Raw genomic sequence first — 16,007 nt, 5'->3', positions numbered from 1 at the left:
AGGTTAATAAGCTTATTATTAAATTTTTATTTTTTTAAATAAGAAATTAATTTACAATATTCCCATCAACCATAGTTAGTTTTCTATCAGCAAGATTAGCGAGTTCTTCATTGTGCGTTACAATTACGAAAGTTTGCCCAAACTCATCACGTAATTTAAAAAACAGACTATGTAAATTCTCTGCCGATTCACTATCTAAATTCCCCGAAGGTTCATCTGCGAAAATTAAATCAGGACTATTAATTAAAGCTCTAGCAACGGCAACACGTTGTTGTTCACCTCCCGATAATTCGTTTGGTTTATGATTATAACGATGAGATAATCCTAAAAAATCTAATAATTCTTTAGCTCGTTTTTCAGCATCTTTTTTATTAGTACCTTTTATAAATGCGGGTAAACATACGTTTTCAATAGCCGTAAATTCTGGTAATAATTGATGGAATTGAAAAATAAAACCAATATGTTCATTTCTAAATTTAGCTAAAGCCTTATCGTTAAGCGCACCAATATTAGTGTTGTTTATAATTAATTCGAAATTTTCACTAGGCGATGCTTTATCTAAAGTCCCTAAAATTTGTAAAAGTGTTGTTTTTCCGGCGCCCGAAGCTCCAACAATAGAAACAACTTCACTTGGTTTTATGTGTATATCAACACCTTTTAAAACTTGTAAATCGTCGTAGAATTTCTGAATATTTTTTGCTCTAATCATTTAATTAAAATATAGGCGTGAAATTACTACTTTAAGTTGTGCCGCACAATTTTGATTTAATTTTATTACCTAGCTTATTCTAAATAATTATATTTATTTTTGAAGATAATTGAAAAACAAAAATGATGGCTTATAAGAATCTAGAAGAATATAACACGCAAGTTACCGAAGATGTTCAAGATAAATACAAAAGCATTATTGAGAATTTAGGTGAAGATACGCAACGCGAAGGGCTTCAAAAAACTCCGGAACGTGCCGCAAAAGCTATGCAGTTTTTAACGCAGGGTTATGATCAGGATCCTGTTGAAATATTGAAAGGCGCTATGTTTAAAGAGTCTTATAACGAAATGGTGATTGTAAAAGATATCGAGTTATATTCCCTTTGCGAACATCATATTTTACCGTTTTTCGGAAAAGTACACATTGCTTATATTCCAAATGGACAAATTGTAGGTTTAAGTAAATTACCTAGAGTTGTAGATGTTTTTGCGCGTCGTTTGCAAGTTCAAGAACGTTTAACCAAGCAAATTTTAGATTGTATTAATGATACGCTAAAACCACAAGGTGTAGCTGTAGTAATTGAAGCTTCTCACATGTGCATGATGATGCGTGGTGTACAAAAGCAAAACTCAGTGACAACAACTTCAGGTTTTAGAGGGCAGTTTGAGAAAATTGAGACTAGAAATGAATTTTTAAAATTAATAGGAAAGTAGGCTATAAGTAAATTTGGTATGTTTCTTGTTTATAAAAAAAGTATAAATTACTATTTAAATGAACAAATACAAAAAATTAGCAATTAGTATCGCCTTTGATGCTTTAGGCTATGTGTCTTTTATTATTCCAGGTTTTGGAGAATTTACCGATGTGGTATGGGCTCCTGTTTCTGCTTGGTTAATGACGAAACTTTACAAAGGCAAAGCTGGTAAAATTGCAGCTGTAATTTCTTTTATAGAAGAAGCAGCACCAGGCTTAGATGTTGTTCCAACATTTACACTTATGTGGTTATATACCTATGTTTACAAAAGGGAAGACGTAATTATTGATGCTTAAACTTTTCTAAAACTGGTTAACCAATTATGATGATAATCTACCATTTATAGACTTTTATAATTGAATTTTAAATAATTAGGCCAAAGAAATACAAGTATTATAATTCTATTTGATAAGTTATTTTTTTTATTGACTTCCCACAAAACATTTGTATTTTTGATTTTCAAATTACAATGATAAATTTCAAAAAAATATTATGAATTCATACGATGTAGCCATTATAGGCTCAGGTCCAGGAGGCTATGTAGCAGCTATTCGCTGTGCACAATTAGGAATGAAAACTGCAATTATTGAAAAATACAGCACCCTTGGCGGTACGTGTTTAAATGTAGGATGTATCCCGAGTAAAGCACTTTTAGACTCTTCACACCATTATGATGATGCCGTAAAACATTTTGAAGAACACGGTATTGAGATTCCTGGTGAAATTAAAGTGAATTTAGAAAAAATGATAAACCGCAAACAAGCTGTTGTAGACCAAACAACAGGCGGGATTGATTTTTTAATGAAGAAAAATAAAATTGATGTTTATCAAGGTTTAGGAAGTTTTAAAGACGCTACACATATTACAATTGTTGGCGAAGAAACAACCGAAATTGAAGCAAAAAACACTATTATTGCAACAGGAAGTAAACCATCTACTCTTCCATTTATCACATTAGATAAAGAACGTGTTATTACATCTACCGAAGCTTTAAAACTTAAAGAAATTCCTAAACACTTAATCGTAATTGGTGGTGGTGTAATTGGTTTAGAATTAGGGCAAGTATATAAGCGTCTTGGTGCTGAAGTTTCTGTTATAGAATATATGGACCGTATTATCCCAACTATGGATGCCGGTTTATCAAAAGAATTAAACAAAGTTTTAAAGAAGCAAAAATTCAAAATTAATACATCTCACAAAGTTAAATCTGTTGAGCGTGTTGGTGATGAAGTTATCGTTAAGGCTGATAATAAAAAAGGTGAAGAAGTAGAATTTAGAGGAGATTACTGTTTAGTATCTGTTGGGCGTCATGCTTATACAGATGGTTTAAATGCAGAAGCTGCTGGAGTTAAATTAACAGACAGAGGTTTGGTTGATGTTAACGAACACTTACAAACTAGTGCATCTAATATTTATGCTATTGGCGATGTTATCAAAGGTGCTATGTTAGCTCATAAAGCTGAAGAAGAAGGAACGTTTGTAGCAGAAACTATTGCAGGACAAAAACCACATATAGATTATAATTTAATTCCCGGTGTAGTTTACACATGGCCAGAAGTGGCTACTGTTGGAAAAACAGAAGAGCAATTAAAGGAAGCTGGAATTGAATATAAAACGGGGCAATTTCCAATGCGTGCTTTAGGTAGAAGTAGAGCGAGTATGGATTTAGATGGATTTGTTAAAATTTTAGCCGATAAAACTACCGACGAAATTTTAGGAGTACATATGGTTGGAGCTCGTGCTGCCGATATGATTGCCGAAGCTGTAGTAGCTATGGAATATCGTGCTTCCGCGGAAGATGTATCTCGCATGTCTCATGCACATCCAACATTTACAGAAGCTATTAAAGAAGCCGCATTAGCAGCAACCGATAATAGACCATTACATATTTAAGTTATAAATAAATTTAATGCTATAAGGCTGTTTAACTTTTTGTTAGCAGCCTTTTGTTATGTTTAAAAATATTAAAATAAAATAAGGGCATTGTTTTTCTATAAATTAGATTAAATTTACATTTCTTTAACAAGTTTATTCTTTCAAAATAAATTTATGTACAAAAAAAATAAATTTTATATTAAAAGATAAACACCTTGTTTTTAGATTATTAAATTTTTGTTTTATTTTTTTTTAGAAATTTCGAAAAAAAATGTGACTTTTTAAAAGAGTCTGTGTCTTAAAACTTGTAACCATTAAACTAGCGTGAGCTAAATTTGAAAACCCTAACAAACATTAATAACAAATCTGATGAAGATTTGATAAAAGGCATTGTGCATAGCAATGATACCATGCTTTTTGAAGTTTTATACGACAGGTATGCCACCTTAGTATATAACAAGTGTATGGGGTTTGCTAAAGATGAAGATGAAGCAAAAGATTTAACGCAAGATGTATTTTTAAAGTTATTTGTTAAATTAGCAAGCTTTAAAGGAAATTCAAAGTTTTCAACTTGGTTATATGCGTTTACTTATAATCATTGTGTTAATTATGTTACTCGAAACACAGCAAAAAAAATAGAGAAACAATCGGTAGATTATACCGATATTGAAAATATAGAAGGCCTCTATGAAGAAGAGGAAGATGATAGTAGCTTTCTAAGTATGAAAGTTGATAAATTAAAAATAGCATTAGAGTTGATTTCTCCGGAGGAAAAGATGATATTGCTTTTAAAATATCAAGACTCCTTAACTATAAAAGAAATTGAAGATGTTATAGGGATTGGAGAAAGTGCTGTAAAAATGCGAATTAAACGAGCTAAAGATAAATTAGTAGACGTTTATAATAATAACCTTGGATAATGGAGAACCCGTTTTTAGACATAAATAAGCCATTAAAGCAAGTTCCGCAGGAACTTAAGGCTAAGGTTATGAGTGATATCGCCATGGCCAAGTTAATTATGGAAATAGCCGAATTGTTTTCGTACAATTTAACGAGCGTAATAGAGCTAACCATGAGAAGTAGAAAATAAGTAACCGAAATACTCAATATAAAATGAACCTTGTCGACAGTTTAAAAGAATCATTAAGTACAATTTGGGAAAGTATAGTAGATGTTTTACCCACTATCGCAGGAGCGATAATAGGTATTATCATTGGAATATTAATTATAAAATTAGTAGTTAATATTATAAGGAAGTCATTAAAGTTTGTAAAGGCAGATAAGCTTGATGATAAGCTAAATGAAATTGATTTATTTGGAGATAAAAAAATACAATTTAATGTTATAGACATTGTAGCGAAGTTCGTTAAATGGATGCTTTACATTATTTTAGTAATGATTGTTACAGATTTGTTGAATTTAACAATGATATCTGATGGTATAAAAAGCGTGATTGGTTATATGCCGAAATTAATAACAGCTTTAGCCATATTTGTTATTGGTCTATTGTTTGCCAATTTTGTTAAAAAATCATTGCAATCGTTTTTTGAATCCATGGAGTTGTCTGGAGGAAAAATGATTAGTCAAGCTATATTTATGTTGCTTTTAATTTTTATTTCTATAACAGCATTAAATCAAGCTGGTGTAGATACAGAGATTATCACAAGTAACATTACCATGATTTTGGCGGCATTTTTATTAGCCTTTGCTTTAGCTGTTGGTTTTGGAGCTCAAAAAGTAGTAGGCGATTTGTTTAGAACGTTCTACACAAGAAAAATATATGAAGTCGGTCAGAAAATTGAGTTTGACGATATAAAAGGAGAAATAGAATCTATCGATGGTATATCGGTAACATTAAAAACAAGTACTGGGAAAATTATTGTTCCTATTAAAGATATAGTAGAAAGTCAAGTAAGATTGCAGGATTAACTTTAAGTTAGGGTTAAAATTTGGTTGGTTACTATTCCGTTTTTCCGAACCACTTTCTACTGGTCCCTTCTCATTAATTTGGGAAGGGACCTTTTTTTGTTTAAAATTCAAATTGAATAAAAACAACCATAAGTTTGCTGTTCTAAAATTGGAATTAAAATAATACATTAGCAATCGGACATATTTACACCAACAGCCAAGCCGCCTTCGCTCGTTTCTTTGTATTTAGAATTCATGTCCTTTGCAGTTTCCCACATGGTGTTTACTACTTTGTCTAGTGGTACTTTTACATTTTTAGGATCGGTATCTAATGCCAGTTCTGCGGCGTTAATTGCCTTTATAGCACCCATAGCATTACGCTCAATACATGGTATTTGTACTAAACCACCAATAGGATCGCAGGTTAAACCTAAGTGATGTTCCATGGCAATTTCGGCAGCGACTAAAACTTGTTCTGGTGTGCCTCCAAGTAATTCGGTTAACGCTCCGGCCGCCATTGCAGATGAAACACCAATTTCTGCCTGACAACCACCCATGGCAGCCGAAATTGTGGCACCTTTTTTAAAGATGCTACCAATTTCTCCAGCAACAAGTAAGAATTTTTTAATATCCTCGAAATTTCCATCGTGGTTTTCAATCACTAAATAATACATAAGTACAGATGGAATAACGCCTGCACTCCCGTTTGTAGGAGCTGTAACTACACGGCCTAAGGCTGCATTAACTTCGTTTACTGCTAAGGCAAAACAGCTTACCCATTTTAATATTTGTCTAAATTTAACTTCGGTATTTCTAATGGAGTAAATCCATTCTACAGGATTTGAGTATGGAGATGATCCTTGTAAGCGTTTGTGCATATCGAAAGCTCTACGGCGTACATTTAAACCACCAGGAAGATGGCCTTCGGTATGGCAACCTGTATACATACATTCTAGCATAGTATCCCAAATGCGTTTTAGTTCATAATCTATTTCTGCTTCTGTACGTATAGATTTTTCGTTTTCTAAAACAACTTCAGAAATGGGTTTATTTAAATCTTTACAGAATTTTAGTAGTTCTGTTCCTTTATCAATAGGGTAAGGAAACGAACACTTTATTTCAAAGTTCTTTTTGGAGTTTTTACGTTCTTCTTTTACAACAAAACCGCCGCCGATAGAGTAGAAGGTAGATTTTGCTTTTTTACCGTTAATCATGGCGCTAAAAATGATGCCGTTGGAATGAAATGGTAAAAATTTCTTATTAAAAACAATATTATTTTCAGCTTGAAAGTCTATTGTTTTTTCGTTGTTGAATTGTATTTTTTTTGTTGCCTTTATTGAAGCTATAGTTGTTTCTATATCTTTTATAGGAAGGGTTTCTGGATCGGCACCCGTTAAACCTAACATTACAGCATAGTCTGTAGCATGGCCTTTTCCTGTTAAGGATAATGAACCGTACAAATCCACTTGAATCGTTTCGACTTTATCGAAGGTTTTGTTGGCTTTTAGCTCGCCAATCCAGCGTTCGGCAGCTCGCCATGGTCCTAATGTGTGTGAGCTAGATGGGCCAATGCCTATTTTTAGCATGTCGAAAACAGAGATACATTCCATAGTTGCGAAAACGTTGTATTTAGAAACAAATATATATAATGTTTTAAGAGGGATTTAAAGTTTTGTGTCAATTTTTATAAATGAAAAGTTAAAAGGTTACAAATTGAAATATACTCTCGTTATGTTACTTTACTTGGCGGAAATGTGCGCAAGGGATAGAACGGTTTGTTTGAGCTCCCGACCTAAGGAGGAGCGAGTAGTGATAGCCCGACCCTTTTGGGATGCGCCCGAAAAACATTTTATATTAATGAAAGACACTGCAAAATAATTGTCACTCATTTTATTAAATAATTTATTAAGCACTGAAAACCTTTGCTAGCACTGAAGATTGTTGTTAAATTAGTATGGCACTGAGTATTACTGATTATAAAACTGACTATTAAAAAACTGCCACTGTGTCAGTTGTTTTTGGTTGGCATAATGATTGACTTATACTACTCGAAATAAAAAATTAATATTCAACACATTAAAAAAATATATTATGAGTAAAATTATTGGAATCGATTTAGGAACAACCAACTCTTGCGTTTCTGTGATGGAAGGTAACGAGCCAGTAGTTATTCCTAACGCAGAAGGAAAAAGAACAACACCATCTGTAATCGCTTTTGTAGAAGGCGGTGAAATTAAAGTTGGTGACCCTGCAAAACGTCAGGCAGTTACAAACCCAACAAAAACAGTTTATTCTATTAAACGTTTTATGGGTAACAAATATTCTGAGTCTAAAAAAGAAGCGGAACGTGTACCTTATAAAGTAGTTAAAGGTGATAACGATACGCCAAGAGTTGATATTGATGGTCGTTTATATACGCCACAAGAATTATCGGCTATGATTCTTCAAAAAATGAAGAAAACGGCAGAAGATTATTTAGGAACTGATGTTACTGAAGCGGTAATTACTGTACCTGCTTACTTTAACGATAGTCAACGTCAAGCAACTAAAGAAGCTGGTGAAATTGCTGGTTTAAAAGTTAGACGTATTATTAACGAACCTACTGCAGCTGCTTTAGCTTACGGTATGGACAAAAAAGGAACTGACCAAAAAATAGTAGTATTTGATTTTGGTGGAGGAACGCATGATGTATCTATCCTTGAATTAGGTGATGGTGTATTTGAAGTACTTTCTACAGATGGTGATACGCACTTAGGTGGTGATGATGTTGATGAGAAAATCATCGGTTGGTTAGCAGATGAGTTTAATGCTGAAGAGAACATGGATTTAAGAAAAGATCCAATGTCTTTACAACGTTTAAAAGAAGCTGCTGAAAAAGCTAAGATTGAGTTATCATCTTCTGCACAAACAGAAATTAACCTACCTTATATTACTGCTACTGCTAGTGGACCAAAACACTTAGTACGTACATTAACACGTTCTAAATTCGAGCAATTAATTGACGATTTAGTAAAACGTACTATTGAGCCATGTCAAACAGCTTTAAAAGCAGCAGGTTTATCTAAATCTGATATTGATGAAGTTATTTTAGTAGGTGGTTCTACACGTATTCCTGCAGTACAAGCAGCAGTTGAGAAATTCTTCGGAAAATCACCAAGTAAAGGTGTAAACCCTGATGAAGTTGTTTCTTTAGGAGCTGGTATCCAAGGTGGTGTATTATCTGGAGATGTTAAAGATGTTTTACTTTTAGATGTAACACCTTTATCTTTAGGTATTGAAACTATGGGTAATGTATTTACAAAATTAATTGAAGCAAATACAACAATACCAACTAAAAAATCGCAAGTATTCTCGACAGCTGCCGATAATCAACCTTCTGTAGAAATTCACGTTTTACAAGGGGAAAGAGCAATGGCTGCCGATAACAATACAATTGGACGTTTTCACTTAAGTGATATTCCACCAGCAAGAAGAGGTACTCCACAAATTGAAGTAACTTTTGATATTGATGCGAATGGTATTATTAAAGTAGGAGCTGAAGATAAAGCGACTGGTAAGAAACAAGATATTAGAATTGAAGCATCTTCTGGATTAAGTGAAGATGAAATCCAAAAGATGAAAGCTGATGCTGAAGCAAATGCTGAATCTGATAAAATAGCAGCTGAAAATGCTCAGAAATTAAATGAAGCAGATTCTATGATTTTCCAAACGGAAAAACAATTAGAAGAGTTTGGTGATAAAATATCTGAAGATAAAAAACAACCTGTTGTTGATGCTTTAGCAGAATTGAAAGCAGCATACGAATCTAAAGATTTAGCTGTTATTACACCTGCTTTAGATAAAATAAACGAAGCTTGGAAAGTAGCAAGTGAAGAAATGTACAAAGCACAAGCTGAAGCAGAGCAAGGTGGAGCACAACCAGGACCAGATGCAGGAGCAGAATCTCAAGCTGAAGGAAGTGATGTTGAAGATGTAGATTTCGAAGAAGTAAAATAAGCAGAAATTCTATTTTGCTAAATCGAAATGGATGAATATTGTATTCTGAATTTATTTAGAATTTTTATAAAACATTTCGTAAAAATTAAAAACGCAACCATTAGTTTGGTTGCGTTTTTTTTGTTTCTTAATATTGACGAATTATTTAACATATAAAAATAGACTATGAAAAAATTAAGTGTTTTATTTATTGCGTTTACAATGGTTTTATCTTCATGCTCAAGTGATGATTCAGCATCAACTTCTGCAGAATTAACAGGGGAGTGGAATGGACAAGCCATTAGCTATGCTGGAACTACAACAACAGAAGTTTTAGGAGAATCTATAGAGTCTATTTATGTAGCGCAAGGTTATGATATCGATTTTACGATGACCTTTACAGAAATGCCTAATAATGTTGTTGGAGAAGGTAATTATAGCTTAGAATTAGTTTCAAAAACACTAGGGCAAAGTCAAACACAAAATGTTGAAGATCTTTCATTTGAAAACAATAGTACTTGGATTAAAGATGGTAACCAATTATTGTTAACAGACGGAACTGAAACTGTTGCTTACCAAATTACCGAGTTAACAGAAAATAAGTTAGTACTTACTGCAGATAGTTTAGAAGCAATACCAGACGCAAGTGCAAACGGTATCACAGAAATTAAAATAGAAATTATATTAACGAGATAAAATTATAATACTTTTGTGTTAAGCGCGATCATTAATTTGATTGCGTTTTTTTTATTTTCAAATAATAAGAAGTATTTTATTTTCACTTGTATATTTTACTTTTTATCCAAAAGAAAACGAGTACTTTTACAGTAAATTTTAAGCATGCTATTTTCTTCAAAAATAAAATCTAATTACAATCCAAAAAGATTAGCCGTAAAACTAAACGCTAAAGGCGAACAGTTTGTGGTTCAAGGGCACCCATGGGTGTTTTCGGATAATATTACCAAAGTAAACGATAATGCTAAATCGGGAGATTTAGCTATTATTTTCGGTAAAAACAAAAACCGAGTTGTTGGTTTAGGTTTGTATGATGCTAATTCGCCAATTCGAATTAAAATGCTACATAGCAGCAATGAAAAAGCAGAAATTAATGCGGCTTTTTTTAAGCATAAAATTAGTAAAGCTTTTGCTAAACGTCAATCTTTATTAAAAACAAACACTAATAGTTACCGTTTGTTATTTGGTGAAAATGATGGTTTTCCAGGACTTATTGCCGATGTTTATGCTTCGGTTTTAGTGGTAAAAATATATTCTGAAATTTGGTTACCTTATATAGAAACTATTATTCCGGATTTACAAGAAATCTCGGATTGTAAAACGGTTGTTATTAGATTAAGTCGAAGTTTAGAAAATTCAAAAAAGCATAAACTAGAAAATGGCGATGTTGTTTTTGGAACATTGAAAAATGAAGTAGTTAAGTTTGTGGAGCACGACGTTAATTTTTCGGCAAACGTTATTAAAGGGCACAAAACGGGTTATTTCTTAGATCATAGAGCCAATAGAAAACAAGTAGGCGAGTTGAGTAAAGGGAAAACGGTACTCGATGTTTTTTCTTATGCTGGTGGGTTTTCAGTACACGCTTTATCTAATGGAGCAAGAGAAGTTACGAGTCTAGATATTAGTAAACAAGCTTTAGAAATTGCCTTAGAAAATGGTAAACTAAATAAATTCAAAGGAAAACACCAAACAATTGCAGGCGATGCTTTTGTGGAATTAAAAAAACTAATAAAAGACAAAGTTACTTTTGATGTTGTGGTAATCGATCCACCAAGTTTTGCAAAACAAGCTTCGGAAATTGAACTCGCTAAAAAGAAATATGCGCAACTTGCCGAATTAGGAGAAAAACTGACAGCTAAAAATGGCTTACTTGTTTTGGCTTCTTGTTCTTCTAGAGTACTTGCTCAGGAGTTTTACGAGATTAATAGTGATGTTTTATCATCTATAAAACGTAATTATAAAATTCTTTCAAAAACCCAGCATGATACCGATCATCCTATAGGTTTTCCTGAAGGGGCTTATTTAAAGACGGTGTATTATAGGTTTATTGATTAGTTGATGATTGAGTTATATGTGATTTATTATGCGTGCATAATATTTTTACTATATTTGTAGAAACCAATGACACCAAATGGAAACTAAACTCACTGAATTACTTCAAATAAAATATCCAATAATTCAAGCACCAATGTTTTTGGTTTCGAATACAGCTATGGTAATCGAGGCCATGAAAAGTGGTATTGCAGGTTGTATTCCTGCATTAAATTACCGGACTTTAGATGAGTTGAAAGTTGCTATTCACGAATTAAAATCGGCAAAAGTAGCAGGTGGTTCTTTTGGTTTTAATTTAATTGTAAACAAGTCGAATATAAAATATAAAGAGCAACTGCGGGTACTATGCGAGGAAGGTTGCGATTTTATAATTACCTCTTTAGGAAGCCCAGAAGAAACTATAAATCAAGCCCACAAAGTAGGTATTAAAGTGTTTTGTGATGTTACCGATTTGCATTTCGCTAAAAAAGTAGAAAGTCTAAACGCTGATGCTGCTATAGCAGTAAATAACGAAGCTGGTGGTCATCGTGGAAAACTATCTCCAGAAGCACTTATAAAAGACTTAAAATCACATTTAAATATTCCTGTAATTTCTGCCGGAGGAGTAGGTTGTAAAGCCGATATTGATACTATGATGAGTTATGGTGCCGATGGTATTTCAGTAGGAAGCCCTTTTATCGCCTCTATAGAAGCCGGTGTAACCCAAGAATACAAACAAGCCTGTGTAGATTATGGTGCAGAAGATATTGTAATGACAGAGCGTATCTCAGGCACTCCATGTACTGTAATTAATACACCGTACGTTCAAAAAATTGGAACAAAATCTACTTGGATAGAAACTGTTTTAAACAAAAGTAAAACACTTAAAAAATGGGTTAAAATGATTCGTTTCTCTATAGGAATGAAAGCTACTGAAAAGGCGGCTACACAAGCCACTTATAAGACCGTTTGGGTTGCAGGCCCGAGCATATCCCATACAAATTCTATTTTACCCGTAAAAGATATTATTAAGCGTTTAGTTAGTTAATATATTAAAAACGTTATAAGTTGTATACCCTAATGTATACCAAATTAAATGATAAAAGTTTGCAAATCTCGGTTTGCAAACTTTTATCATTTTTAGCGTAAAGATGTTTTTTTGAGATTTTTTGTAACTTATTGGGGGTATTGACCGTCATATATGAATAATCAATCAATCAATCAATCAATCAATCAATCAATCAATCAATCAAAAAACATCTTATGAAATCACAATTAAAAAATTTAAGCTTAACAAAAGGTTTTTTCTTATTAACGCTATTTTTATTTTGCCATGTTACTCTGGCTCAAACAAAGTCCGAAAAAATAGATCAACTTGTTAGTAAGTATAGCGAGTACGGTAAGTTCAATGGTTCTGTTTTAGTGGCAAATCAAGGTGAGGTTATTTTCAAAAAGGGTTACGGCATGGCAAATATGGAATGGGATATGCCTAACGCTCCAAATACAAAACACCGTTTAGGTTCTATTACCAAGCAATTTACCGCTATGCTTATTTTGCAACTGGCTCAAGATGGTAAGTTGGATTTACAAGCACCTATAACCACTTATCTTCCAGATTATCCTAAGGAAACAGGAAATATAATTACGGTACATCATTTATTAACCCACACGTCGGGTATTCCAAATTACACCTCTTTTCCGGGTTTTATGGAAGATGAAAGTCGAAATCCATATACACCAGAAGCGTTTGTTAAAAAGTTTCAAGATAAACGTTTAGATTTTACACCAGGAGAACGATTTAGTTATAGTAATTCTGGATATTTTTTATTGGGTGTTATTGCGGAAAAATTATCAGGTAAAAGCTATGAGGTTTTATTAAACGAAAATATTTTTGAACCCTTAGGTATGCATGCTACTGGTTTTGATAATCACAGCGATATTTTAAAAAATAGAGCAACCGGCTATGAGAAAGAAGCCGGAAGTTATAAAAACTCTAAATATTTAGATATGTCTATTCCGTATGCCGCAGGTTCGATGTATTCAACAGTTGAAGATTTATATATTTGGGATCAAGTACTTTATACAAATAAGATGCTCTCTGAAAAATATATGGAACTCTATTTTAAACCTCAAATTTCTGCTTGGGGCAAGAGTCATTATGCCTATGGTTGGGGTGTTGGTTACAGAAAGATGGGAACTTCTAAAGATAGTATTTATGCCATTGAACATGGAGGAGGAATTAATGGGTTTAACACCAATATACTTAGAACACCTTCGGATAAATCGTTAATAGTACTTTTAAATAATACAGGAGGAGCTCCACTGAATTCAATATCTAATGCTATTTTAGGAATTATAAATAACAAAGCCTATAGCATGCCTAAAAAATCGGTAGCAGATGCTATGCTAACGGTTATTGAAGCAGAAGGAATCGATGCAGGAATTACTCATTATAATGAAATTAAAGATTCTGAATTTTATAATTTAGAAGAAAGTGATTTGAATGCTATGGGATATAAACTGATGGGTTCTGGTAATATAGAAGCATCTATTAAAGTGTTTGAGTTAATTATAGACATTTTTCCGAAGTCATCAAATGCTTATGATAGTTATGCCGAAGCTTTAATGAATTTAGGTAAAAAAGACCTAGCTATTGTTAATTATAGAAAATCAGTAGAATTAAACCCTAATAATCAAAACGGGATAGATTTCCTAAAAACGTTAGGAGAGGATGTCAGTGACTTAGTAAAAGAAGTTGAAGTGACAGAAGCTATATTAGAAACTTACATTGGTAATTACGAACTCATGCCAGGATTTATCCTTGCAGTTACTAGAGAAGGGAATCAACTTAAAACTCAAGCAACAGGACAACCTGTATTTGATGTATTTCCAAAATTTGAAAACGTTTTTTATTTAAAAGTAGTTACAGCGCAATTAACTTTTAATAAAGGTGAATCTGGAAATATAGAAAGCGTAACATTGTTGCAAGGTGGACGTGAAATTACAGGTAAACGTATAAAATAATTACATTCATCAATTGATGAAAACAAACACCTTTCATGATGTCATGGAAGGTGTTTGTTTTTTTATAAGGATCAATTATCTTAAAAAAATGCAGTGTTAAAAACGTTTTAAAGTTTTTACGAATTACTGTTTTAAGCATAACTTTGTGATATGCAAAAAAGACAATTAGGATTACACGGATTTGAAGTAAGTGAAGTAGGTTTAGGATGTTGGCAATTAGGAGCAGATTGGGGGCAAGATCTATCCAAAGACACTAGTTTTAATATCTTAAACGAGGCTGTAAAAAACGGAATTACTTTTTTTGATACAGCTGATGTTTACGGTGATGGAAAAAGTGAAACTCTTATTGGCGAATTCTTAAAAACGACAGAAAAACCAATACGAGTAGCTACTAAATTTGGTCGTGGCGGTAATGCATATCCAGATAAATATACAAAAGCTGTGCTACGCGAAAGTGTAGAAGCTTCTATAAAACGATTAAGAGTAGATTCGCTCGATTTACTGCAGCTCCATTGCATACCAATTCAATATTTAAAAGATGGCGATATTTTCGATTGGCTACGTGAATTAAAATCCGAAGGACTTATAAAGCATTTCGGAGCTAGTGTAGAAACAGTAGAAGAAGGTCTAATTTGTTTAGAACAACCTGGTTTGTTATCCCTACAAGTTATATTTAATATATTTAGGCAGAAACTTATTACCGATTTATTACCCCAAGCAAAAGCGAAAGGTGTTGGTGTTATTGTGCGTTTGCCCTTAGCAAGCGGCTTGTTATCGGGTAAATTTACGAAAGACACGACGTTTCCGGAAAACGATCATCGTAATTATAATAAAAATGGAGATGCCTTTAATGTAGGTGAAACTTTTGCCGGTTTACCATTTCAAAAAGGTATAGAAATTGTAGAAATCATAAAAACAGACATTTTACCGAGTTCATTAACTATGGTGCAATTAGCTTTACGCTGGTTACTTGATCACGAAGCTGTAAGTAGTATTATTCCAGGTGCAAGTTCTCCAAAGCATGTTGTTTCTAATGCAGGAGCTTCAGATTTAGAAGTATTATCACCCGAAGTTCATGAGGCATTAACCGATTTGTATAAAACAGAAATTCACAATCAAATTCGTGGAGGATATTAGGTTTTGGTGATTTTTTGAGTAGATTCAGTTTTATAAAAGGAACTTTTTTTCCTGTTTTAAGAAATGTTAGGACTATTTGGTTTTAACTTTGTTAGTCTTTGCAGAAGTTCATGCAATTGTTCAAAATATTTAATAATAAAACCCTTTATTTATTTACCTAATTTTCAGGTAATCTATGAAAGAATTTGAAACTAGCAGTATTGGACTGGAAGCCTTAATATTAAGAAACCATCAAATATTAATATTTGATGGTTTCTTCTTTTCGAGCTAAAAGAGTTTTAAGGATGTAATTTTTTCTTTAGAGCATTAAGTTCTATTTCAGTTTCTCTTAAATTTTTTTGAGCTTCTTTTAGTTTTTCATGATTACCAGAAATATGATGATCATATACCTCAAGTGAGAAATTTTTATAGCGATCATGTAGTGCTTCTAATTGATTGCGCTCGTCTGGATGATGTTGCATAATTGTAATGATTATTAAATTATTAATATAAAATTTTATTTTTCTGCTTTAGTAGATATAAAATGCCATCTAAACTAAACGTTCTATTTCTTTATTGAGCTCATATTTTAAACGTATT

General features: G+C 32.8%; 15 protein-coding genes. 12 read left to right on the top strand and 3 right to left on the bottom strand.

Annotation, left to right across the window (positions count from 1 at the left end):
• Positions 1-46: 46 nt before the first annotated feature.
• The gene (locus tag GQR97_RS18540; RefSeq protein ID WP_158851120.1) at positions 47-709 is read right to left on the bottom strand and encodes an ABC transporter ATP-binding protein; all 663 of its coding nucleotides are present in this window, start codon (positions 707-709) and stop codon (positions 47-49) included.
• Positions 710-831: 122 nt separating this feature from the next.
• On the opposite strand from GQR97_RS18540, the gene folE reads away from it, so the two are divergent.
• From folE to GQR97_RS18515, 6 genes are all read left to right on the top strand, one after another.
• Positions 832-1,422 (top strand): GTP cyclohydrolase I FolE, encoded by a 591-nt coding sequence (gene folE / locus GQR97_RS18535; protein ID WP_199269887.1) that lies wholly within the window; start codon positions 832-834, stop codon positions 1,420-1,422.
• A 58-nt stretch (positions 1,423-1,480) separates the two neighbouring features.
• Complete coding sequence (locus GQR97_RS18530) at positions 1,481-1,759, top strand: hypothetical protein (protein ID WP_158851116.1); 279 nt, start codon at positions 1,481-1,483, stop codon at positions 1,757-1,759.
• A 196-nt stretch (positions 1,760-1,955) separates the two neighbouring features.
• Positions 1,956-3,356 carry a dihydrolipoyl dehydrogenase gene (gene lpdA / locus GQR97_RS18525; RefSeq protein WP_158851114.1) on the top strand — a complete coding sequence of 467 codons (1,401 nt, stop codon included), beginning with the start codon at positions 1,956-1,958 and terminating at the stop codon, positions 3,354-3,356.
• 317 nt (positions 3,357-3,673) lie between these two features.
• Positions 3,674-4,258 carry an RNA polymerase sigma factor gene (locus GQR97_RS18520; RefSeq protein ID WP_158851112.1) on the top strand — a complete coding sequence of 195 codons (585 nt, stop codon included), beginning with the start codon at positions 3,674-3,676 and terminating at the stop codon, positions 4,256-4,258.
• Entirely contained in the window at positions 4,258-4,428 is a 171-nt protein-coding gene (locus GQR97_RS19730; protein ID WP_199269886.1) for a hypothetical protein, read from the top strand. The genes GQR97_RS18520 and GQR97_RS19730 overlap by 1 nt, the downstream gene beginning before the upstream one ends.
• Before the next feature lie 23 nt (positions 4,429-4,451).
• Complete coding sequence (locus tag GQR97_RS18515; protein WP_158851110.1) at positions 4,452-5,267, top strand: mechanosensitive ion channel family protein; 816 nt, start codon at positions 4,452-4,454, stop codon at positions 5,265-5,267.
• A 167-nt stretch (positions 5,268-5,434) separates the two neighbouring features.
• Here GQR97_RS18515 and GQR97_RS18510 read toward each other — a convergent pair whose 3' ends face one another.
• A complete protein-coding gene (locus GQR97_RS18510; RefSeq protein ID WP_158851108.1) occupies positions 5,435-6,856 on the bottom strand; it encodes an L-serine ammonia-lyase in 1,422 nt (473 codons plus the stop codon).
• A 481-nt stretch (positions 6,857-7,337) separates the two neighbouring features.
• Between GQR97_RS18510 and dnaK the strand changes: the two genes are divergently transcribed.
• The 6 genes from dnaK (at position 7,338) to GQR97_RS18480 (ending at position 15,428) form a co-directional block, all read left to right on the top strand.
• Positions 7,338-9,242, top strand: a complete 1,905-nt coding sequence (gene dnaK, locus GQR97_RS18505) for a molecular chaperone DnaK (RefSeq protein ID WP_158851106.1) — start codon at positions 7,338-7,340, stop codon at positions 9,240-9,242.
• Positions 9,243-9,407: 165 nt separating this feature from the next.
• Positions 9,408-9,917, top strand: a complete 510-nt coding sequence (locus tag GQR97_RS18500) for a lipocalin family protein (protein ID WP_158851104.1) — start codon at positions 9,408-9,410, stop codon at positions 9,915-9,917.
• 144 nt (positions 9,918-10,061) lie between these two features.
• Complete coding sequence (locus tag GQR97_RS18495; RefSeq protein WP_158851102.1) at positions 10,062-11,291, top strand: class I SAM-dependent rRNA methyltransferase; 1,230 nt, start codon at positions 10,062-10,064, stop codon at positions 11,289-11,291.
• Between the two features lie 76 nt (positions 11,292-11,367).
• Positions 11,368-12,315, top strand: coding sequence for an NAD(P)H-dependent flavin oxidoreductase (locus tag GQR97_RS18490; RefSeq protein ID WP_158851100.1), 948 nt, complete (start codon positions 11,368-11,370; stop codon positions 12,313-12,315).
• Between the two features lie 215 nt (positions 12,316-12,530).
• Positions 12,531-14,291 (top strand): serine hydrolase, encoded by a 1,761-nt coding sequence (locus GQR97_RS18485; protein ID WP_158851098.1) that lies wholly within the window; start codon positions 12,531-12,533, stop codon positions 14,289-14,291.
• A gap of 150 nt (positions 14,292-14,441) precedes the next feature.
• Positions 14,442-15,428 carry an aldo/keto reductase gene (locus GQR97_RS18480; protein ID WP_158851096.1) on the top strand — a complete coding sequence of 329 codons (987 nt, stop codon included), beginning with the start codon at positions 14,442-14,444 and terminating at the stop codon, positions 15,426-15,428.
• 278 nt (positions 15,429-15,706) lie between these two features.
• Here the strand turns inward: GQR97_RS18480 and GQR97_RS18475 are convergent, their stop codons facing one another.
• A complete protein-coding gene (locus tag GQR97_RS18475; RefSeq protein ID WP_158851094.1) occupies positions 15,707-15,889 on the bottom strand; it encodes a hypothetical protein in 183 nt (60 codons plus the stop codon).
• Between the last annotated feature and the right edge of the window lie 118 nt (positions 15,890-16,007).

The sequence above is a fragment of the Algibacter sp. L1A34 genome (genome assembly GCF_009796805.1).
In the GTDB taxonomy this organism is placed as follows: Bacteria; Bacteroidota; Bacteroidia; order Flavobacteriales; family Flavobacteriaceae; genus Algibacter.
The sequence above is the reverse complement of the archived record's forward strand: the minus strand, read 5'-3'. Positions and strand labels throughout refer to the sequence as shown.